Genomic DNA, 21848 nt, shown 5'->3' on the forward strand with positions numbered 1-21848 from the left:
ATGATTTAAGTTGCTTATGGGGCGTGGTTTCCCTTCTCCGTTTTCTCTGTGTACTCAGTGGTAAAAAAACGAAGTCACCGCCAGTCGGGATGAAAACCCCGCTCCGACCTGCTCCCAACTCCGCCCAAACCCGGAAAAATGTGCCGGGTCGATCATGGCCGTAGGTTCACTGTGCCTGGATGTTCCTCGACCCTCCAGCGATCACGATTTCTTTTTTTGGGGTGTCCGCCCGCTGGGCTTCTTCTTTTTGGGGGGGCGTCGCGAACCGTCGTCTTGGAAGATGGCGAAGGGGTGATCGGGGGCCATGCGCTTCTGTTTCGCTTTGGGCTTGGCGGCTTTGGTCTTTTTCGGTTTACGGCTTTCAGCGCCCTTCTTTTTCTCTTCGGCACGACTCTTCAGGGATGCCTTGTCGCTTTCTTTCCGCGCGGATAGCGGCTTCGCCCGTTCTCCCGAGCGTGACGCGGCGGGGTCCCGATCCGTACGTTTGGATGGCGGTTTCGCCCGTTCTCCCGAGCGTGACGCGGGAGCATCCCTGTCCGTGCGTTTGGATGCCGGCTTCGTCCGACTTCCGGAGCCCGACGGGGAACCGGGTTTGGCCGTGCGTCTCTCGTCCGCGGAGCCGGCCACGGCCGATCTCTTGGGGGCCCCGGCTTTGGATTTTCGTTCGGCGGAGTCGCGTCGGTGGGGTTTTCTGGGCAGGGGTTTTTCACCCTGCTTTCCCCTGGGTGTCAGGTGCACGCCTTGATCGTCGAGGCGAATGAAACCGTCCTTGTTGAGCATGCCGACGGCGCGTTTGTAGGCCTTTTTGCTGAGTCCGAGTTGGGCTTTGATTTCCTCGGGATCGCTGTGATCGCCGAGCGCGAGAAAGCCATTGCCTTCGCGCAGCGCCGTGAGGACGACCTTTTTGGCTTCCAGCAAGGCCGGCAGCCCCATCGGCGTCAGGCTGATATCCACTTTACCGTCGTCGCGAACCTTGGCGACGTAACCCTTGCGGCGATCTCCGATGCGCATGGTTTCGCCTTCGTCCAAAGCCGCGGCGTAGATGAAGCCCGCATAGCGGCCGTCCACGATGGCCTGGTAGCCCAGTTCGTTGCGGCGCACGATCAGCAGGTCCACGATTTGGCGTGGCGCCAAGTCGACCTGCTCGCGTTCCAGAAAGGGGGCCAGCTTGCTGGTGGCGTACAACCGGTCGCGCGCTTCTTCGAGGCAAATGCGAACCACGTAGGCCTGGCCTCGCTCCATGGGTCGGGACTGTTGGGTGAGCGGAACGAGAAGGTCCTTTTCCAGTCCCCAGTCGAGAAAGGCCCCGATTTCGTTGGTGGCCACCACCGTCAAGGCCGCGAATTCGTCGACCTGAGCCTTGGGTTTGCGGGTGGTGGCGACCGGGCGGTCCTGTGAGTCGGAATAGACGAATACGTCGAGCCATTCGCCGACTTGGGCGTGACGCGGCACGTACTTTTTGGGCAGCAGCAGGTCGGCGCCTTCCACCCCCAGATAGGCACCCTGCGGGGCCCATCGAACGATCTGTAATTTGTTGAACTTTCCGAGCTGCACCATAACACCCTCTCAAAATCGTGGCAGATCAGCCTATCACAGTTTCTCGGCATGGAATTCAAAGCCCTGTAAAAGCTGGGACATTTTGGAGGGGCTGCGGAAACGATCGAGGGATCTCGGCAAGGTCGATCTCGAGTGAAGCGACTATCGAAGTTTGCCGGTTCGGAGTGGCCGTGTTCTAAAGAGGCCGCGGCCCGACGACTTTCCGCCTCGCGGAAATCGCCGAACCGCATCCTCACGCTTCAACTCCTGTCGCTTTGCGGATCAGCCGGCGAAATGGGCCTCCAACTGATCGGCGGATCCGATCAGCTTGCCGCCGATGAACACCTGCGGCGTGGTGGAGGCACCGGCTACGGCACGCAGGGTCTTGGTGGTGACGTCGTTGCTCAACTCGATTTCCTCGTAGGTCAGGCCCTGTTCGGTCAAGACCTTCTTGGCGCGCGTGCAATGAGGGCAACCCGCCTTGGTGAAAATCGTGACGAAATCGGGCTTCGCGGCACTCGGGTTGATGTGGGCCAGCATCGTGTCCGCATCGGACACCTCGAACGGGTCGCCGGGCTTTTCGGGCTCGATGAACATCTTTTCGATGACGCCGTCCTTGACGAGCATGGAATAGCGCCAAGAGCGCTTGCCGAAGCCCAGGTTGGCCTTGTCCACCAACAGGCCCATCTTGTCCGTGAATTCACCGTTTCCGTCGGGGATGAAGGTGATGTTTTCGGCGTTTTGGGCTTTGGCCCAGGCATTCATGACGAAGGTGTCGTTCACCGACATGCAGATGATGTCGTCCACACCGTTGGCTTTGAGGGTTGCGGCCAGCTCGTTGAAACGGGGCACGTGCGAGCTGGAGCAGGTCGGGGTAAAGGCGCCCGGCAGGGAGAACACCGCCACGGTTTTTCCCGCGAACAGGTCTTGGGTCGTCACATTGCGCCATTCGTCGTTGGCGCGAACTTGAAAGGTCACTTCGGGGACGCGTTGTCCTTCACGGTTTTGCAGCATGAAAGGGGCTCCTGATACTCGATGTTTCAGAAACCGGCAGGGCCCGCTCGAGTCGTGCCGCGAATCATGGCAAGGGCGCTCGAGGGCCGACCGGTGTTCCTGTGGTTGTCTGGTTGAGAAGGGTGGCTGTGGCCGGTAATCGTGGATCGCGAGAGTGAGGAAAGAAAAAGTCCCTGTTGCGGAGGTCGATCCGGGTGGCGGGCCGGGGAGGCCGACCGCGCTTGCTTCGAGATGCATTATTGCCCTTTGCGATTGATAAGTCTAATCGTTTGTTTCGAATGATATGATAGGTATAGCCTATTGAATGCGGCCATCGAATCGATTGTGCCAAAGGGCTGAGAAAATGTGCACTCACCGGGAGGCATCGCTTGAATCTACGTGACTTGGAGTATCTGGTGGCCCTGGCCGATCTGCGCCACTTTCGCAAGGCCGCCGAACGTTGTTTCGTCAGTCAGCCAACCCTGAGTGGGCAAATCAAGAAACTGGAGCAGGAGCTGGGTGTGCAATTGGTCGAGCGGCACGGCCGCACGGTCCTGCTGACCGAGATCGGTGAGGCCGTCACCCAGCGGGCCAAGTCCATCATGAAAGAGGTGCGCGCCATCGAGGAGCTGGCCCAGTGGTACGGCAATCCCCTGCAGGGCAACTTGCGGATGGGCCTGATCCCCACCGTGGCACCCTACCTGTTGCCAATCGTCATGGGGCCGATCGGGGCGTCCCTGCCCGGTTTGACGCTGGTGCTGCGGGAAGCGCAAACCGAAGTGCTGCTGAACCTCTTGGATGTGGGCGAATTGGATCTCATCGTGCTGGCCTTCCCCATCGAATACGACGAACGCGGCCTTTCCCTGGAGCTTCTGTACCGCGAATCGTTCCAACTGGCGGTTTCCGCCGATCATCCGCTGGCCGCTCGGGACCACATCCAGCCGCGCGATTTGAAGCGGCTGGAGGTGTTGTTGTTGGAGGAAGGACATTGTCTCCGCGATCAGGCCTGGGAGGTGTGTGCCGCCAACGGAGCCAGGGAAACCGATCGCTTCAAGGCCACCAGCCTGGAGACCCTGCGCCACATGGTCGGGTCCGGTTACGGCGTCACCCTGGTTCCCGAGCTGGCCGTCATCCAGCAAGGCGCGGGCAGCGACATCCGCTATTTGCCGTTCGGGGAGCCCCCACCGGCGCGGGACATCGGCTTGCTGTTTCGAAGCAACAGCAGCCGTCGGGCCTGCTATGAAAAATTGGGGCTGACGATTCAAACGGCCGTTAAGGATTTTAGGGAACACCGCCGCAATCCACCCCATTCGCAGGCAGTACAAGGCCTGCGCAAATCCTGATCCGGATGTATCCAGGACGCGGGAAAAGAGGTTGTATCGATATCGTGCGGGGGCTGGTGGCGTTCGACCGCGATTTTCGTCGTACACCGGATCATGGATCGGACAGGCAAATCCATTCTCGCTTCGGCGAGGCGCTTCAGGTTAGAGTTATTGCTTTTGATTCGGTGACGACCTGGTCTTCGGGATTCGGTGCGGGACCCTGTGTGATGCTTTAATGCGGTCGGTTCGCGTTTTGACGAACCACCTTCGGAGGTCGCGGTTTGAATATCGGTACGGAGGCTCTTTTGAACAAAAGCACCAATCAGGAAGGGATTCCGCCCGAGTTGGCGGACCGGCTCTGCATCATGGACAACGCGGTTCCCGTGGAGTTCGTGCGTAGCGAGGGACTGGAAACGCCGATCGGCAAGCGACCGGGCCCGTTTTACGACGACACGGTCATGATCCATACCATCCACGGTGGCGATGTCATCCATCCCAGTTACTACCAGGACTTGACACGTATTTTTCCGCGTTCCCAAATCGAGAAGAAAACCACCGAATACTATGCCGTGGAAAAGGACTGGGGTGCCAATCAGGTCGCCTGGAAACTGGTCGAGTATCTGGGCATGGCCGGTTACTGGCGCGTCAACACCGCACGGGCGGTGATGGACTTCGGACGCTTCCCCGGCATCACGCCACCGGGGGCCAGCTACCAAAACCGATTCGCGATCAGTTACCCCTTCTCCTACGCGCTGGACTTCATGCAGAAACGCCGTCTGCTGGAATTGGAATACGATGCGATTTCGCGGACCTACGAGCGCGTGACGCCGTCGAAGGTGGTGAAAATCGCCATTCACACCTACGATCCGTTCAACCCCGGCGAGGAAGGGCATTTGACCGGGACGCTTCGACCCGAGATCAGCATTCTCAGCCGTTCGGCCTCGTTCCAGGAGCAGAAGCGAATGCCGATCGGACTGTTCGATCGCCTCTATCCCGACGATCTCGGTGACTACACCGCGGACCGCAAGCTGACCAACCGTCTGGCTTTGACGCTTCAGAAAGGGGCTCTCGGCGTTTCGATCAACTTTCCATACCTGATGCCGGACGGCTGCGTGGAGATTCGCTCACAGGTCTGGTATTTCTTCAATTACCTGAAAAAAGTGTTCGGCGAACGCCATCCGGACACGCAGGAGAAACGCGCCTACAAAATGGTTTGGGACCTGCTGCTGGACACCAATCTGCGTTCTTCATCCAGCGAGAGCCTGCGCAGTTTCATTCATATGTACCGGACGGCGCCTCGGGGTTACGAGGAGATCTTCCATCAGGCTCGGTTGGCCTATGAGCACATCTCCAATGAGTTTCACGAGCACCGCCAGGCGTTGATCAACAGCTTCATCAACTCCAAGCACCGCCTGAGTACCTTGGGGATCGAGGTTCGCAAGGACCTGGTGTGGCGCTTCAAGGACAAGCATGCCCGCCAGCCGGTATTCGGGCCCGAGGGCGTGCGTTGGGAAAACATCAAACACATCGCGAAGCTCCTGGCGGAGGGCATCGTGGAGTATTTCGAAACCGATCAGACCGCGACCCGTTACGAGGTGTCCTGGCTGAATCGGGCCCTCAATCAGGACCGCACCCTCTGAGGATCGCCGTTTTCTCCGGCCTGGACGACCGAGCGGCACGGGCCTTCCGAAGATTCGGGCTCTCCTCGTTTTCTCGCGCCCACGAGCATTCGTGATGAAACGCGGGCTCGCTCGGTAAGACCTCGAATACCCGCAGGGAGTAACAACCCGCACTTGGGGATCCGTTCACCCGGGGGTAAAATAGAACTGCCTTCGAAATGAAGTGATGTGGCACCCTGCGCCACCTTCTCCGAATCGCTCTTCCACACTCTCCCATCGCAAAGGACACCGAATGACCGCACATCCAGGCGCCGCCAGCCGCCACGGATGGACCGAACTCCGCATTCGCGTCTTGTTGATCGACGACCAATTGATGGTCGGCGAAGCGGTTCGCCGCATGCTCGCCACATGTCCGGACATCGACTTCCACTTTTTGCGCGATCCCACCAAGGCCATCGAGGTCGCGACCGAGATCCAACCCACGGTGATTCTTCAGGACCTGGTCATGCCCGATATCGACGGCCTGACCCTGGTCAAGTACATGCGCGCCCATCCCAAATTGCGCACCGTGCCGTTGATCGTACTCTCCACCCGCGAAGATCCCCAAACCAAGGCCGAGGCCTTTCAACTGGGTGCCAACGACTATCTGGTCAAATTGCCGGACAGGGTGGAGCTGGAAGCCCGCATCCGGCATCACTCCAAGGGCTACATCAACATGCTCCAGCGCGACCAGGCATACCGGGCCCTCAAGAAGAGCCAGGAAGCGCTGGCCAATGAGTTGGCCCACGCGGCGGACTACATCCGCTCCCTGTTGCCGCAGCCCATGCAGGGCGAGATCACCAGCGACTGGCGTTTCGTGCCCTCCACTTCGCTGGGCGGCGACTCGTTCGGTCACCATTGGGTCGACGAAGATCACCTGGCCATGTACCTGCTGGACGTGTGCGGTCACGGGATCGGTCCCGCGCTGTTGTCGATTTCGGCGATCAACGTGCTGCGGTCGCATACCCTGCCCAACGTGGATTTTCGCCGGCCGGACGAAGTGCTGGCCGGGTTGAACCAGAGTTTCCCCATGGAACAGCACAACGGTCTGTTTTTCACGGCCTGGTACGGCGTGTTCCGCAAGAGCACGCGCGAGTTGGTCTACGCCAGCGGCGGCCACCCGCCCGCCATCCTGTGCACGGGCCCGGATCGCAATCGGACTCGGGTTCTACCGCTTCGGACGCCGTCTCCGGTCATCGGTGGATTCGCGGAGTCGACCTTTCACGCCGAACAGTGCCAGGTGGAGCCGTTCGGGGTCTTGTACCTGTTCAGCGATGGCGTCTACGAAGTGTTCGACCGCGATGGCGAACGGCTTCCCTTCGAAACCTTCGCCGAGGAATTGACGCGCGGCTGCCAGGTGTCGGGCGAGTCGTCCCATTTGGACCACATGCTCGATTTCGTGCGACGCTTTCAGGATTCAAAACCGCTGGAAGACGACTTTTCCCTGCTGGAACTGCGTTTCTGAAACAACGATCCGCGTCGCGAAGGGTCGCAAGAAAAGGGGCTGCCGAACCCAGCCCCGTGATCGCGGTTATTTGGTGTCCATCCAGAAACAGGTTTTTTTGAAAACGCACCTCTGAATCGGCAGGATTGCCAACACCGACTGGTATCAGCAGTCAGGTATCAGGTGTCAGCTAATGACCTATGAACACGTATTTTACTGAAACCTGACGCCTGATACCTGATAGCGTGCCCATCCAGCCGGGGCGCTTGGGTTTTAGAAATGATTTCGTTTCTGGATGGGCACTATCTAGAGAATCAGCGTGCCCGAGCGCGCAGCAACACGTCGACGCGACGGTTCAACGCCCGCCCGTGTTGGGTGGTGTTGTCGGCGATCGGCATCGTCTCGCCGTAGCCCATGGCGACCAGGCGCGTGGGAGCGATCCCTTGGTTCACGAAGAAGTTGCGAACCGAGCCGGCGCGTCTCTCGGAAAGTGCCTGATTGTGTGCTTCGCCGCCGCTTGAGTCGGTGTGGCCTTGGACGACGACGGCGGTTTTGGGGAAGTCGGTCAATACGGTGGTCATTTTGTCGAGGGTTCCGCGGGAGCGGCTGTTCAAGGCCGAAGAGTTGACTTCGAAAAGCACGTCGGAATCGAACTTGACCAGCAAGGTATTGCGGTCGATGCGCTCGACCCGGGTTCCGGGAATGCGGGCGATCTTCTCTTCCTGGGCATCCATGTAGGCGCCGATCGAGCCACCGACGACGGCACCGATCGCGGCCCTGGCCAGGATTTCGTCAGCCTCCTTCTTGCCGTCGAGAATCGAGGCGAGCGCCCCGACCGCGGCACCGATGCCGGCACCCTTGGCGGTTTTGTCGCGGCTGGTGGTGTAGGGCCCGCGCATGGCACAGCCGGCCATCAGCAGGCAGAGACAGATGCCGATCGTCACACGGTAAAGGGTTCGATTCGAAGAAAAGTGATTCATGATCCCTCCGGATATGGTTTCTGAATGGTGAAATGGGAAATCCAAGTACTTAGAAACGAAGCACGCGCGCCTTCTGACAAAAAAGTGAAGGCCTTCGAGCGGAGCTGGAGTCGGGAACGGTTGGATTACGCCAAAGCCGTCCAAATACTTCCACTCGAGCGTCTCAACTGAACATAATACAGGTCACAAGACAAGCCAAATTTCGATCGATAGACGCGAAGTGACGCAGGTCGAACCGCCCGCCACGACCCGAAAACCGCGAAAAAGAAGCGCGCGAACGAATCCATGACCAACACCACGGGAAATTTCCTTTTCCATCCGAGGCCAGGTCTATTTATAATACAGACGTTATTTCCTATCACTATCAACCCTTCACCGAGCCTTTAATTTTCTCCAAACAGCGATAAAACCACATCGGAACGCCATATCGAGCGTAGCGATCACCGCCGATCCAAGTCCTTTTGGTCTACCGAGGCTCCGTGAGTTGTGAACCGGGACCGGCGTCCCACAACAAAATAAGGGAGAACAGCATGGCATCGTTAGAATATAAGATCAAATCCGGAACGCTCACCGTCCGAGAGGACAACGGCAACAGTTTCACCATCCAGGCCAGTTCGGGCAAGGGCACCTGTCTCAACCAGCCCAGTTGCGCGGATCGCTCCTGGGAGGGCCCCATTCCCCCGGGCGACTATGTCGTGGGCAAGCCGGACGATCCCGGCATGGCCTGGGACGTCTTGCGCAGCACGACCGGCGATTGGGGCGATTGGCGAGCCCCCTTGGTGCCGCGCGCCAACACCCAGACTTTCGGTCGCAGCAACTTTTTCATTCACGGCGGCTCGATCGTGGGCTCGGCCGGCTGCATCGACGTCGGTGGCGGCCTGTCCGGCAACGAGCAAACCGATCGACTGAAGACGGCCCTGGAAAAAGGCAACGCCGCGCTGCGCGTCGACGAGTGACACCCGTTCCGCTCGCGGCACGGTATTCCACACCCCAAATGCAAAAAGCCACCGATGGTCGGTGGCTTTTCTTGTGATGGGGGGTCCCGAGAGAGTTTTCAGAACTGAGAGAACTGCGGTGAATCCAGGACCGCCGCATAACGGAACAAACCCAAGCCCACACGCAGCCCCGATTTTTCCAATTGGCTGATATGGGTGACCAGACTGGCGCGGTCCCCGTTCATGACGATGCCGATGGCGGCCAAACCCCGAGTCACCAATGCCTGATTTCCGGTCAGCAGGAAGGCTCCGGAATCGGCGAGCTTTCGCAGGGTTTCTTCGGAGACATCCGGATGCACGTAAACGACGGGAGCATCTTTCTGCAAAATTTGAGATTCGGGGACGATGTCCACTTCGAATTGGGCGCGCTGGAATTCGGTGGCCAGCGCTCGAGCTTCGGGGCTTTCCACGATGGTGATCTTGGACGCCACCAACTGCGGTAGAAACTCGCGACAGACTTCCTTGAAAATGGCAGCCTGGAAGGGGGCAGGTACCAAAAACCCTTCAGAGGCAAAAATTTGCGGCGCTCCACAGAAGGCCATCATCGCGCAAAGCGATGAAAAAATCACTCGACGGCTCATTATAGATCTCCTGAGAATTTAATGTCATGTGTGTCATTAGACGAATCAGTCTTGAGAACAAATATGACATTTTCTGATAGAAAATCAAGAGATCGCGAAAAAACTCTTGAACGCCATTATTCATGCTCATCATTTCCAGACGGATAGAATAAGCCACGAAAAAACCTCGCGTATCCGGTGGTGATTTCGTGAGAGAACACGCTCGTCGAGATCGGCGTAGTCGGGTACTGCGGGTGTTTTCAGTCGCGACCGAGCAGGGATGCGACCTGTTCCAGGAAGGCGGGCTCGTAGAGGTCGCTCTTGGTGAGATAGACGTCGGCTCCGGCGGCGAGGCCGCGGTCGCGGTCGCGCTCGCTTTCGCGATAGGACAGCATCAATACCGGAATGCCGGCGAGCTTGGGATCGGCCTTGATGCGTTGGGTCAGCTCCAACCCATCCATGCGCGGCATGTCCACATCGGAGATGACCAAATCGAAGCGCTCCCGTTTCAACGTGCGCAAGCCACGCACGCCGTTACCTGCCCAATCCACCTGATATCCCTGCTCTTCGAGGATTTTGCGCTCGACCTCGCGAACCGTGGCCGAGTCGTCCACGATCAGGATGCGCTTGCTTTCCGGTCGGCTGCGGGCACGGGACAGGGCGGCGGCATTCGGCGACTTTCCGGCCAGGATGCGTTCGGCCGAGTGCAGCAACTCGTCCATGTCGAAGATCAGGACCACCGATCCGTCTTCCATGATCGAGGCCGCGGTAATGTCGTGCACGTTGCCCAGGCGATCGTCGAGCGGTCGAACCACCAGATGGCGATGCCCGATCAGGCGGTCCACCTCGAGCCCGAAAAAGCGATCGTTCTGCTGCAACACCAGCAAATTCACCTGATCGGACGGCTCGGTTTCCTTCGGGTAACCCAGCAGCTTGCGCACCGATACGACGCCCAACCGGTGATCTTCCCAATCCAGGTGCGGGTAGCCGTCGACCTCGATCAATCGGTCGTGATCCACCGTGATGCACTTGTGGACCTTGGAAAGGGGGGCCGCGTAGGGCTCGCCGTCCACTTCCACCAGAACCGTCCGCACGACCGAAAGCGTGACGGGCACCTGAAGCTGGATGCGCATGAATTGGCCGGTCCGGGAATCGATCCACAGGGAGCCGCCGATTTCCTTGACGAGGTTGTACACCACGTCCAGGCCCACCCCGCGACCGGAAAGGCTGCTGACCTTTTTGGCGGTGGAGAAGCCGGGTAGGAACAGGAATTCCAGCAGTTCCTTGCGCGACAGGTTCTCGATCAGGCTGGGTTCGGCCATGCCGCGTTCGACGATTTGGGCGGTCAGGCGGTCGAAGTCGACCCCGCGGCCATCGTCCTCGACGGTGATCGAAAGCATGCCCGCATGGTGTACCGCGGTCAGAACCAGCCTGGCTTCTTCCGATTTGCTCGCCGCGCGGCGTTCCTCCGGGGTCTCGAGCCCGTGGTCCAACGCATTGCGAATCAAGTGCTTGAGTGGAGATTGCAACTTGTCCAGGATGTCGCGATCCGCTTCGGTTTCGGCGCCGTGGATCTCGAACAGGACCTTTTTGCCGATTTGACGGGCCAGGTCGCGGACCATGCGCGGCAACGCCTGGACGCCTTCTCCGAACGGCATCATGCGGCTGGAGATCACGGTGCGGTGAAGCCGATTGGAGAGTTGGACCAGATCGGAACCACTCTGCTCGTATCGCAGTAGGCGATCGTTGAAAAAACGTTGGACCGACGCGTTGAAGCGACAGAGTTCGTCGAGGTGGTACTCGGCCTTGGGGCCGATATCGCGGGCGCTCAGCGCTTGGGTGAGGTGGGACAGGGTCTCCGCTTGAAGATCCTGCTCCTTCTTGAGTTGCGCCAGTTGCAGCAGCATGCGGTCCAGGGCGCGCGTCGCGACAAAGAACTCGCTGGACACCGCCATCAATTGATCCAACTTGTTCGAGGAAATGCGCACCGCCCGCTTGGTTTCGTGCGACATGCCCGAGGAGCCGCTGCCCGAGCCGGCGAAGGGATCGCCCGCGGGCTCCTCCAAAAGTGTCGCTTCACCCTCCGAATCCTCGGTTTGCGTCGTCGGGGAGGCTTCCGATGCGCCGTCGTTTGCGCTGCGTGGCGCAGCCAGGGTGTCGCCCTGGATGTGGCGGGCGATGGCGGAGATGTGTTCCCGATCCCGGGAAAGCCCCTTCACCAGCGATGCGTCGTCTTTCTTGATAATGCCGGTGAAGACGTCGACCCCTGCCAACAGGGCGTCGACGTGATCGGGCTTCAACACCAGCTTGCCTTTTTGCGCGGCGACCAATTGATCTTCCATGCTGTGGGCCAGTTCGACGAGGATGGGCAGGTTGACGATACTCGCGGCGACCTTCAGCGAGTGGGCGGCACGCATCAGACCGTTCAAGCCCTCCACCGCTCGGGGATTCCGCTCCAGGGCCAGGAGCCCGTCACTCAGCGTGCCCGTGTAGGTTTCCACTTCCGCACGAAAGAGGTCCAACATCGAGGTGTTGGCCAACGAGGTCAGGTACTGGTTGGCGTCGCCGGACGATTCGGGCTCTTCCGGTTCGTCCCAATGGTCATCGAGTGGGGCGGTCGGACCCACATCGGGTGATGTCGTTTCGACGGATTCTTCGGGGGAGAGATCGGCGCTCGATATCTCCGCAGCCGGCGACGCGGACGGTTCGGCGACGGCTTGTCCCATTTCCCCCGGAATCTTGGAGACCTCGCCGGTCAGGTAGTCGATGATCGAGGATTGAGCTTCGATTTCTCCCGGCAGCCTGGCCTCTTCTTGCTTCGACAGGTCCAACAGGGTCTCGACGATGCCCTCCAGCAAGCTCAAATCGGCGTCCGAATACGGCGTGTTTCGCTCCAAGTCGCGTTCGAACACCTGCTCCATGGCGTGGCCGAGGGTGGCGAGCGGGTCCAATCCCGCGATGCGGGCGGCGCCCTTGATCGAGTGGGCTGCGGTCCTCAGGATCTGCATGCAGTTCGGGGTGGGAGGATTGAGGCGCAGGGTCATGAGGCCCACGTTGAGGAGTTCGGACTGGGTAAACAGCTCGCCTTTGAACAGCCCGATCAACGAGAATTCGCTCCAGCGCTCCTTCGTCATGACAGCAACCTCTTCTCGATCCCGTCGAACAGGGTCGGGGCGTTCAAAAAGCCGACCGGCGAGGCATCGAGCTCGTAGACGTCGCTCAAATAGGGGGTCACGATCTCGGAAAACCCGGACTCGACCCTCGGTCGGGTGCGGGCGGCGTCGGTCGTCTCCGGTGCGGTTTTCTCGAAGGCCTGGATACCGAGAACTTCGTCGACGGGAAAGACCCACTTTCGGCCCTGCCACCGCGTCACCATCAAGCGCGGGTACACTTTGCGACGGCGGGGCTCGGGGGTGGTCGCCGTCGGATCGATCTGGAACAGGTCTGCCAGCGAGATGGCCACCTCGATTTGACCGTGAATGTTGACCAGGCCCTTCAATGCGCTGTCGGGACGTCGTGGGATGCGGCGAATCGATGCGGGCCGGGTCACCTCGAGCAGGGCCGAGGTTTCCATCGCGAAAAGCGCGTTCCCGACGCGAAATACGACACCCGATTCGGTTTCAGGGGCCGGGGCCGTTTCCAATGGGCTCGGCGCCTCGGCGCGCTGTTGCGGCGGTTGGTCAGCCAGGGGACGCTCGAAAAAAGCGCGGGCCGCGCGGGCGAAGACGGCGCAATTGCGGCAGTGGATCACCTCCGCGAGAAGGGGGCAGGAACTGTCGCCGGAACTGCCGATACGCGACCAGCAGTCGTCGACGACGGTCGTTTCGGGAAGTTCGGGATTGGAAATGAAACGGGACATGGGCTGGAGCCTCCGGCTCGATTGCGCGAACGAGGATTCGGGTGGGGAATAGGGCTTTGAGCCTGGTCGGGCGCACTAGCCCGATTCGATCCGGGGATGCGAGGTCGATGTGTCCGGCGTGCCGTCCGCTTGCAGCGCAACCTCTTCGATCAACTGCCACAGTCGTCGCGGCTCGATCATCTGAAGCGGTTGGCCGCGAAACTCGCGAAGGGGGCCCAGCCGCGCGAGCGGGTCGTCCTGGGTGGTCGTCACCGGGTCCCATTCGTCGGCGATATGGCAGGAAATGGTCATGCCTTCCGCCACCAAGGCCAGCGTCCCGGCCGTTTCTTCACGACCGCGTACCAGGGCGATTCGGGTTCCCAGCAGGCGCGCGCTCGGTTGGCCGAACAGCAATTGCCGCAGATCGATCAGCGGTATCACTTCCGCGCCGTAGGCTATCGTGCCCAGTTGGTGGCTGGGCGCGCCCACGATCGCGACCGGTTCCCGATACGGCAGCACCACGTCCACATCGCGACCATCGACGGCGCAAAGGAAGTGATTCACGCGAAACGGCAGGATCAACATGGCACGACCTCAGTGGAAGCGCACGGTTTTGGCGAAGAATTTGCCACTCGCGGTCTGGCTCTTGACCTTGAACCGGCTGACTTCGTCCTGAAGGTTCTGGGCCGCTTCGTCCAGCTCTTCCGCGACCGTTTTGAAATCGTGGATCGAATCGCTGGTCTGCTTGGTGGCTTCGTTGAGCTGGATCATCATCTCGTTGATTTGGGCGGCTCGCTTGGATTGCGATTCCACCCCGTGGTTGACTTCCTGGAAACGCGGTCCCAGGGCACGCACGCTTTCGATGATCTGCTCCAGGTCGCCGCCGATGCGGCTGGTATTCTCGACCCCCTTGCGGACCTCGGCCGTGAAGTTGGTCATCTCCTGGACACCGATCGTGACCGAGGTCGACATGTCCTTGGCCATTTTCTCGATGTCCAGCGAGGCGACCGCGGTTTGGTCGGCGAGTCGCCGGATCTCGCGGGCGACCACCGAGAACCCGAGCCCGTACTCGCCGGCCTTTTCGGCTTCGATGGCGGCGTTCAGCGAGAGCAGGTTGGTTTGATCGGCGATCTTGTTGATGGTCGAGGTCACCAAGTGGATGTTGTCCGTTTTCTCGCGAATGATGAAGAGCTTGGCGGAAATCGCGTCGGTGGCCTCCATCAACTTGTGAATCGAGCGCTCCATCTGGCCGAGGTTGCGCAAACCGTGGTCCACGGTCTGGGTCGAATCGTTGACGACCACGGCGACGTCGTTCATGGTCTCTTCGAGCGAACGCGCGGTGGTGGAAATCTCGTGGGAGATCTTGACGACCTCGTGGGTGGAGGAGAGCTGTTGGTGGGCGGTCGACTCCATCTGCATGGCGGACGTGGCGATCTGGGCCGTGGAGAGCGAGACCTTGCCGCCGGAGCGCTGGACCTCGGTGGCGAGGGCGTGGAGCGAATCGGTCATCTTCTTGACGGCGTAGACCAACTGCCCGGTCTCGCCGCGTTCGGCGATGCTGCGGGGATGGCTGTGGCCCTTGAGTTTGGAGAAAAGGCGTTGGGTCATGTCGTCCAGTTCGCGCTTGGCGTTGAAGAGATCGCCATGAGTTATGGTTTTCGTAACTTTAACCACTTCCGAAATCGGCCGCGCGATCTGGCCCGAAAGCAGGTACAGCAGCAATACCGCCACCATCGTCAGGCTGAATCCGATCGCCACCAGCCGGTACATCGTCTGCGTCGCTTCCGCCGTCACCACCGTGGCCGGCACGCTCACGTGCAGCGACCAGGGCGTGTTGGTTTTGCCCAAGAATATCGGGATCTGCAGGTGCAGGGCTTCCTCGTCCAGCGCCATGCGCGTGCCGTCGTCGCCGGCCTGACCCGCATTGGCGAGGGTGAAGGTCTCCACCTCGTGAATCTTCCTGCCGGCCAGCTCCGGTCGATCGGTGGCCGCCGCGATGGTCCCGTTGTTACTGACCAGGATCAACTTGCTCGAGGGGTGGAACCGCACGATCTCGTTGGCGATGCGCTGCAGGAAATCCAGCGAAAAATCCACCCCGGTGATGCCCACGAATCGTTTCTCGACCCGTTGATCGACCTGTTTTTTGATGACGATCGGCACCACCAGCGACGTGATCAGCAATTTCTTTTCCCGGTTGGCGTCGACGCTGGTTTCCTGGGGGCCGATAATCGTTTCGTAGGGGTCGATGATCGCTTCCTTGTGGGTTTTCTTGGGGATTTGGTAGTAGTTGCCCTCACCCTCCACGTCGTAGTAGTAGAGCGGCCCCACCGTCAACTCGCCGTTCATCTCGCGGTTCCAATAGGGCACGAAGCGGCCCGTGATGTCGTGACCGATGGTGTCCACGTAATCGTCGTCGCGCGAGTCGAAGGCGAAAGGTTCCCAGCCCGTGTAGACGCCGATGAACTGTGGGTTCTCCCGCAGGACCGTGCGCAGGATGGCGTTGGCTTCCTCGCGCGTCAGGCTGAAGCCGTTGTCTTCCTTGTGCGCGATCAGCGTGTGCGACAGGGTGCGCGCCGTGTCCATCGCCAGCTCGATCTCGTTCTTGACGCGGGCCGCGTTTTGCTGGGCGAAGGCGAGGGCCCTGGATTTCATTTCCTCGATCGCGCGGTTCCGAACCGAGATCGCCGAATAACTGATGATCATCCCGGCGGTGAGGACGAGACAGCAGCCGGACCAGAAAGTGATTTTGGCTTGAATGGAGCGAATCGACATGGGTCATCCTGAAAGAAGTGAATTGCTTGACGTTGCCGTGAAAGATCCCGAGCCACCAATGCAAAAAACCCGAACGCCGGATCGCTGGGAAACGGGTTCGGGTTTCGGGTGTGGCGACGGGTTCGCCGTTACATGTTGACCCGACCCAGCGGTTGAATGGTGATCTCCGGTGTGAGTTCCTGGTAGGAAAGCACGGGGAGCTCGGAAACTTCCATTTCGATCAACTTCTTTACGTAACGGCGAATGTCCATGGAAATTAACAGGACGGGTTTCTGCGGATTCTGGGTAAAGTCGCCGACCTCTCGCTGGACGGCCTGCACGATGCGCCGCGAGGTGTCCGGATCCAGGGCGAGATAGCTGCCGCCCGAGGTCTGGCGAATGGCCTTGCGGACCACTTCCTCGAGGCCCGGATCGAACATGTAGGAAGCGAGGATGTTCTGGCCGCCGCTGTATTTGTAGCTGATGAAGCGGCGCAGACCCATGCGTACGTATTCGGTCAGCAGGACCACGTCCTTCTCTTTCTGGCCCCACTCGATCAGGGTCTGCAGGATGGTGCGCAGGTCGCGAATGGAAACCTCTTCCTGCACCAGGCGCTGGAAGACCTCGGTGATCTTGGCCACCGGCAGGATGCGCTGGACTTCCTTGACCAGCACGCCGAAGCGCTCTTCCATGTGGTCCAGCAGGTATTTGGTTTCCTGCAGGCCGATGAAGTCGTCGGCGTGTTTCTTCAGGATGAAGGAGAGGTGGTAGGTGAGCACCTGGGGCACGTCCATGAAGGGAATGCCTGCACTCTGGAGCAGGGAGCGCTTGCTGCCGTCGACCCACAGGGTCGGCAGGTCCGGCAGGAAATCCGCGCCTTTCTCGTATTCGATGCCCATGATGCGCAGGTTGTCCTCGGCTTCGCGCACGAACAGTTTGCCCGGGATCACCTGGCCCTCGGACATCGGGATCTCCTGGACCATGATGGTGTAGCGGTTGGGCTCCATATCCTCGGCGAAGCGCAGGTGGATACCCGGGAACGGCACGCCGAGATCGTAGTAGAGCGCCTTGCGCACCCGCACCAGTTCGTTGTTGAGCACTTCCGGCTGGATGTAGTCGCGGATGTTGGCGGACACGTCGATCAGCAGCGGAATCGTCAGCGAGAAATCCTCGCCCTCGGTTTCCTGGCGTGGTGGACGTTTATCGCCGGCCGCGGCCATGGCGGGCATGCCGCCACCGGCGGTTTCCAGGGCCTCGCCGCTTTGCGAGCGCTTGTACAGGGTGTAGCCGATGCCGCCGATGACCAGGCCCAAACCGATGAACTGGATCTTCGGGAAACCGGGAATCAACGCGAACGACAGCAGGATGGCGCCGCCGATGGCGAGCGCTTTCGGCTGGGCCAGCACCTGGGTGCCGATGTCGCCGCCCAAGTGGGGCGAGTCCTCGTTGGAGACGCGGGTGACGATGATCCCGGCCGTAATCGAGATGAACAGTGCCGGAATCTGCGAGATCAAACCGTCGCCGATGGTCAGGATGGCGTATTTCTGGAGCGCCTCGCCGACGGGCATGCCTTTCTGCATGCTGCCGATGGCGATCCCGCCGAGAATGTTGATGCCGGTGACGATCAGGCCCGCGATGGCGTCGCCCTTGACGAACTTCATGGCACCGTCCATGGCGCCGTAGAGCTGGCTCTCTTTTTCGACGTTGTTGCGGCGACGGCGCGCTTCGTCGATGTCGATGGCGCCGGCGCGCAGGTCGGCGTCGATACTCATCTGCTTACCGGGCATGGCGTCCAGGGTGAAGCGGGCACCGACCTCCGCGACGCGTTCCGAACCCTTGGCGATGACCATGAACTGGACGATCGTGATGATCAGGAAGATGACGCCACCCACGACGAAGTTACCGGCGACGACCAGGTTCCCGAAGGTGTTGATGATCTCGCCGGCGTAGGCGTAGAGCAGGATCTGGCGGGTGGTGGTGATGTTCAGTGCCAAACGGAACAGGGTGGTGAACAGCAACAGGGTGGGGAAGGAGGAAAGCGAAAGCGCCGAGGGAATATAGAGCGACAGCATCAACAGCGTCACCGCGATCGACAGGTTGGCCGCGATCAGGGCGTCGACCAGGAACGGCGGCAGCGGCAGGATCATCAGTGCGATGATGCAGATGATCAGGACCGCCAGGATGATGTCGGTATATTTGGTAGATTGTAGGAGTAGGTTCTGGATTTTATTCATAGCTGACTTCTTCCGCTTGGGTATTCGGTTCGGGTTCGACCCCGTCCGTGATTTGGCGCTCCTCGATGTAGCGGTTCAACATGGCGCGCGCCGAATCCTCCCGGCCCAATCCCCACAGAGCCTTGCTCTTGATGAAGAAAGCCTCGGTCTTGCCCGATCCGGAACCGGGGTTGTCCAGGAACCGGTCGGCCATCAGCAGGCACTGTTCGAACTTGCCCTGTTGCAGATAGGTATAGGCGAGGGCTCGTTGCAGGTAGGCATCGTTGGGATAGAGCTCCAACAAGGCGCGAAAGAGGATGCCGGCCTTGTCGATCTTGTGGTTGCGGAGATAGAAATATCCCAGCAGCGAGAGGAATTCTTTTTCTTGTTCGTCCATGGTGTTCGGTTCCGTTTTGTGTGTGGTGGGCCGAGGGCACGGTGATCGCCGGGTTCGAGGTTCGGCGACGCGGGTGGGCGGCCGGTTGGGTCAGGCCTTGTGCAGCGTGTTCTGGTAGGTGATCAGCAGATCCATCAGGTCCTCTTCGGCTTCCAACAGTTCGGCCGCTTCCTGCAGCGCCTTCTTGTTGGTCCAGGGACCGGCTTTCTTGATGGCCTCGCGCAGCGACTTCTGCGAGCGACCGATCAGGGAGCGGTAGACGGCGGGGATCAGGATGCTCTTGTCCTGGAGCTTGGTCTGCAGCGACTCCAGCAGGTTGAGTTCCAGGTTGGGCGTGCGGATGACCTTGTCCAGGTGCTGGTTGACGCGCGATTCGCTCGGCAGCAGCGGGCGCTGTCGGTCGGGCAGGCGGACGTCTTCCTTGAGGTCGCCCTGGAAGATCTGCTCGATGCCGCGATCGAACGAGAGAATTTTCAAGGGGTCGGCCATGCTAGGTACTCCTGGTGGGATGGAATGGGATGCCGGCGTCAACCGGACTGGACTTCGAAGGTCCAGACATTGCGGCCGGATTCGCGTCGGTACTGGAAGCGATCCACGAGTTTGCGCATGAAGTAGAGGCCGAGGCCGCCCACTTCGCGGTCGAGGATGGGGGCTTCCAGGTCGGGTTCACAGATGAGGTCGGAATCGAAAGGGGCGCCGCCGTCGCGAAACACCAGGACGATGGTGCCGCCGAGGCGCTGGATGGTGATTTCGATGGCACCGGCCGGCTTGTCGCGATAGGCGTGAATGATGATGTTCGTCGCGATTTCTTCAGCCACCAGTCCCATGTGCAGCACGCGTTTCTCGTCGAGGCCGAGGCCGCGCATCTGCACTTCCACGATTTCCATGATTTCGCGAACCGAATCCAGCTCGGCCGGACATTCATGCTTGTACATGGTGAGCCTTTAGGATGAATTCTCGCGGACGACTCGAAGAACCGGTCGGAAGAGGGGGGAGGCCTCAACCGAATACCGCTTTGGCGCCTTCCAAGTCGTCGTAGACTTTGATGATGTTGTGGAACCCGGCCATTTCGATGATTTCGCGAACCTGGGCCTTCAGCCCGCAGAGGACCAATTTGCCTTGGCCATGGACCTTTTTGGTGGCGATGAGAATAACCCTCAAGCCGGCGCTGCTGATGAACGGGACCTCGCTGAGATCGAGGATCAGGTTGTGTTGACCGGCACCGATGGTGCGCAGGGTCTTGTCCTCCAGCTCGGAGCAGGTCACGGAATCCAGGCGTCCGGCGACGCGGATCACGGTCAGATTATCCAAAGTATCGCATTTTACGGTCATGTAACATTCCTGTGGCAATTGCGCGATGTGGGATGGTTCGAACGGTCGCGAGGAGCGCTGCCGAGCGGATCGACGGAGGTCCGGAACGCGCCTTCGAACGGGTTTGATACGGGGTTTCGAGGCAAACCCAACCTATCATAGGACGAGGACGGTCGAGCGGAAAGGACACTGCCTCACCGCCATGGGAATCAGGCTGCCTTGTCGTGCAATTGAGCGAGGATTTCCAAGGTTCGGTCCAAGGTTGGCGGAGAGAACTCCACCTCGGGGATCTGGGCCACGAATACCAGGTGATTGTCACCGCGCATGGCGGCGGTCACCGCAATCGGTAGCGCTTCGCGGAAATGGCAGGCGGCCAGTGCTTTGGCCGGGTAACCGGATTCGTAGGGCGGCATCTCGCGGCTCAGGTAGACCAGAACCGTTCCCGGTGCCTGCTCCAGGTAGAGCGTGCCCATTTTTTCGATTTCGAGGCAGACGACCCCCTGGTCATTGAAGGTCAGTTCGCCCAATTGGATGCTTTCGCCAAAGGTTCTCAAGGTGTCTTCGACCCATGTCATCGAGTTGGCTCCTTTTGGTTGGGAATCGCACTTGGCGGGGTTGAGGGGTTGAGAGAGGGTTCGCGGATCGGTCGATGCCGCGGAAGTCGTGGCCGGGGCCTACTCTTCCGCTTCCAGCATCTCCTCTTCCTTGTCGATCGCTTCGTCCAACGCTTCCTGGGTCGCGTCGATCAACTTTTCGCGGCTTTCCAGGTCGTCGTCGAACACTTTGAGGGGCAATTCCTTGATCATGCCGCCCAACTCGCGCAAAAAGTAGATTTGGGCTTCGATCACGGTGATCCCGACCGCCTGGGCGAACTTGGCCACGTGGTCGCTGCGCAACCACTTCTCGGCCTTGAGGCCCATCAGGCGGGTCATGAATTCCTTGGTTTTGGTTTTGGGGGTCAAGCGGTAGGCGCGGCGAATCTTTTCCAGGAGTTCGGCACAGTTGCGGTGGATGTTGCCGAGCATTTCCAGCGAATAGAGATCGTCGATGACGCGCTTCAATTCCACGTGCGAAATCGAGGGACCCTTGCTCTGCAGATCGCTGCCCACGGCGCGTATCAGGAACTCGATCGCCTTCTGGAAATCTTCGTCGCCGTGGTTTTCCAAAATTTCGTTGTAGGTTTCGTGGAAGCCCTCGTACTTGAGCACCGTGTCGCGGTAGAAATCGCGCAGTTGCTGGGTGTCGCGCAGACCTTGCGAGGAGAATTCGGCGGCGTCTTCGCTCACGTTGAAGCCGGCGCGGATGGCCGGGCCGTCTTCCTCCATGGCCTGTTCCATGGCTTCCTGCAGGCTGGCGACCAGTTCCTCGTGGCCACCCTCGGCCGACAGCATTTCCTTGGCGTACTGCATCGCCCCGTATTGCTGCGACACGTCCTTGAAGAACTTGCCCACTTCCTGGCGGAGCTGCTCCGGGTTCATGTCGCCCATCTTCTTCAGGTGCGACATGAACTTGTCGAGCTGTTCCGGCTTGTCCATCTGCTTGAGCTGCTTCAGGTAGAACTCGGCCTTTTCCAGTGCGTTGGCCCGAACGCCGCGGACCGTGACCTTGCGGCTCTTTAACTTCTTTTCCACCTTTTCACTGGCGCTGAAGGTCATCTCTTCGGCCGCGTCGGCGACCATCGAGGCCGCATCTTTGACCTGGGCCACCCGCTGGCCGCGCATTTGACCCATGGCCTGCCCTTGCTGGGCGATGACGTCGTGGTGGGCCAGGTTGTGCATCTGTTGGTGAAAATCAAGGCGTTCGACCATGGGTTACCTCAAATGTGGTGGGGTTGGGGCGCGTCGTGCGGG

At 60.0% G+C, this 21848-nt stretch carries 20 protein-coding genes; 4 read left to right on the top strand and 16 right to left on the bottom strand.

Features of this window, described 5'->3' with window-relative positions; genetic code table 11:
- Positions 1 to 201 precede the first annotated feature (201 nt).
- Together J3U87_RS01385 and J3U87_RS01390 are read right to left on the bottom strand one after the other, a co-directional pair.
- Positions 202 to 1557, bottom strand: a complete 1356-nt coding sequence (locus tag J3U87_RS01385) for a CvfB family protein (RefSeq protein ID WP_237381231.1) — start codon at positions 1555 to 1557, stop codon at positions 202 to 204.
- A gap of 261 nt (positions 1558 to 1818) precedes the next feature.
- On the bottom strand, positions 1819 to 2550 hold the full coding sequence (locus J3U87_RS01390) for a glutathione peroxidase (protein WP_237381232.1): 732 nt from the start codon (positions 2548 to 2550) through the stop codon (positions 1819 to 1821).
- Between the two features lie 368 nt (positions 2551 to 2918).
- Here J3U87_RS01390 and oxyR point away from each other — a divergent pair, with 368 nt between their 5' ends.
- The 3 genes from oxyR to J3U87_RS34945 all read left to right on the top strand — a co-directional run bounded on the left by oxyR (position 2919) and on the right by J3U87_RS34945 (position 6974).
- Positions 2919 to 3872: a DNA-binding transcriptional regulator OxyR gene (gene oxyR / locus J3U87_RS01395; RefSeq protein WP_237381233.1), complete on the top strand. Its 954-nt coding sequence runs from the start codon at positions 2919 to 2921 to the stop codon at positions 3870 to 3872.
- 284 nt (positions 3873 to 4156) lie between these two features.
- Positions 4157 to 5491 (top strand): hypothetical protein, encoded by a 1335-nt coding sequence (locus tag J3U87_RS01400; protein WP_237381234.1) that lies wholly within the window; start codon positions 4157 to 4159, stop codon positions 5489 to 5491.
- A 271-nt stretch (positions 5492 to 5762) separates the two neighbouring features.
- Positions 5763 to 6974, top strand: coding sequence for a fused response regulator/phosphatase (locus tag J3U87_RS34945; RefSeq protein ID WP_272932449.1), 1212 nt, complete (start codon positions 5763 to 5765; stop codon positions 6972 to 6974).
- A 293-nt stretch (positions 6975 to 7267) separates the two neighbouring features.
- Here the strand turns inward: J3U87_RS34945 and J3U87_RS01415 are convergent, their stop codons facing one another.
- Positions 7268 to 7933, bottom strand: a complete 666-nt coding sequence (locus J3U87_RS01415; RefSeq protein ID WP_237381235.1) for a YiaD family glycine zipper/OmpA-like lipoprotein — start codon at positions 7931 to 7933, stop codon at positions 7268 to 7270.
- 530 nt (positions 7934 to 8463) lie between these two features.
- On the opposite strand from J3U87_RS01415, the gene J3U87_RS01420 reads away from it, so the two are divergent.
- Positions 8464 to 8889, top strand: a complete 426-nt coding sequence (locus J3U87_RS01420) for a tlde1 domain-containing protein (protein WP_237381236.1) — start codon at positions 8464 to 8466, stop codon at positions 8887 to 8889.
- A 98-nt stretch (positions 8890 to 8987) separates the two neighbouring features.
- On the opposite strand, the gene J3U87_RS01425 is transcribed toward J3U87_RS01420, so the two are convergent.
- From J3U87_RS01425 to sctW, 13 genes are all read right to left on the bottom strand, one after another.
- Positions 8988 to 9425: a hypothetical protein gene (locus J3U87_RS01425; protein WP_237381237.1), complete on the bottom strand. Its 438-nt coding sequence runs from the start codon at positions 9423 to 9425 to the stop codon at positions 8988 to 8990.
- Between the two features lie 7 nt (positions 9426 to 9432).
- On the bottom strand, positions 9433 to 9666 hold the full coding sequence (locus tag J3U87_RS01430) for a hypothetical protein (RefSeq protein WP_237381238.1): 234 nt from the start codon (positions 9664 to 9666) through the stop codon (positions 9433 to 9435).
- A gap of 82 nt (positions 9667 to 9748) precedes the next feature.
- Positions 9749 to 12622, bottom strand: coding sequence for a hybrid sensor histidine kinase/response regulator (locus J3U87_RS01435; RefSeq protein WP_237381239.1), 2874 nt, complete (start codon positions 12620 to 12622; stop codon positions 9749 to 9751).
- Positions 12619 to 13347, bottom strand: a complete 729-nt coding sequence (locus tag J3U87_RS01440) for a chemotaxis protein CheW (RefSeq protein ID WP_237381240.1) — start codon at positions 13345 to 13347, stop codon at positions 12619 to 12621. Before J3U87_RS01440 ends, J3U87_RS01435 begins: the two co-directional genes overlap by 4 nt.
- Positions 13348 to 13422: 75 nt before the next feature.
- Positions 13423 to 13911, bottom strand: a complete 489-nt coding sequence (locus tag J3U87_RS01445; protein ID WP_237381241.1) for a chemotaxis protein CheW — start codon at positions 13909 to 13911, stop codon at positions 13423 to 13425.
- A 9-nt stretch (positions 13912 to 13920) separates the two neighbouring features.
- The gene (locus tag J3U87_RS01450; protein WP_237381242.1) at positions 13921 to 16098 is read right to left on the bottom strand and encodes a methyl-accepting chemotaxis protein; all 2178 of its coding nucleotides are present in this window, start codon (positions 16096 to 16098) and stop codon (positions 13921 to 13923) included.
- 128 nt (positions 16099 to 16226) lie between these two features.
- On the bottom strand, positions 16227 to 18311 hold the full coding sequence (gene sctV, locus J3U87_RS01455) for a type III secretion system export apparatus subunit SctV (protein ID WP_237381243.1): 2085 nt from the start codon (positions 18309 to 18311) through the stop codon (positions 16227 to 16229).
- Complete coding sequence (gene sctY / locus J3U87_RS01460) at positions 18304 to 18687, bottom strand: type III secretion apparatus assembly chaperone SctY (protein ID WP_237381244.1); 384 nt, start codon at positions 18685 to 18687, stop codon at positions 18304 to 18306. Before sctY ends, sctV begins: the two co-directional genes overlap by 8 nt.
- A 90-nt stretch (positions 18688 to 18777) precedes the next feature.
- Positions 18778 to 19176, bottom strand: a complete 399-nt coding sequence (sctX, locus tag J3U87_RS01465) for a type III secretion apparatus assembly protein SctX (RefSeq protein ID WP_237381245.1) — start codon at positions 19174 to 19176, stop codon at positions 18778 to 18780.
- A gap of 38 nt (positions 19177 to 19214) precedes the next feature.
- Positions 19215 to 19622, bottom strand: coding sequence for an ATP-binding protein (locus tag J3U87_RS01470; protein ID WP_237381246.1), 408 nt, complete (start codon positions 19620 to 19622; stop codon positions 19215 to 19217).
- A gap of 64 nt (positions 19623 to 19686) precedes the next feature.
- Positions 19687 to 20019, bottom strand: a complete 333-nt coding sequence (locus J3U87_RS01475; protein ID WP_237381247.1) for an STAS domain-containing protein — start codon at positions 20017 to 20019, stop codon at positions 19687 to 19689.
- 188 nt (positions 20020 to 20207) lie between these two features.
- On the bottom strand, positions 20208 to 20573 hold the full coding sequence (locus J3U87_RS01480) for a CesT family type III secretion system chaperone (RefSeq protein ID WP_237381248.1): 366 nt from the start codon (positions 20571 to 20573) through the stop codon (positions 20208 to 20210).
- 99 nt (positions 20574 to 20672) lie between these two features.
- Entirely contained in the window at positions 20673 to 21806 is a 1134-nt protein-coding gene (sctW, locus tag J3U87_RS01485; RefSeq protein WP_237381249.1) for a type III secretion system gatekeeper subunit SctW, read from the bottom strand.
- Positions 21807 to 21848 lie beyond the last annotated feature (42 nt).

The organism is Sulfidibacter corallicola, from assembly GCF_017498545.1.
GTDB classification, from domain to species: domain Bacteria; phylum Acidobacteriota; class Holophagae; order Acanthopleuribacterales; family Acanthopleuribacteraceae; genus Sulfidibacter; species Sulfidibacter corallicola.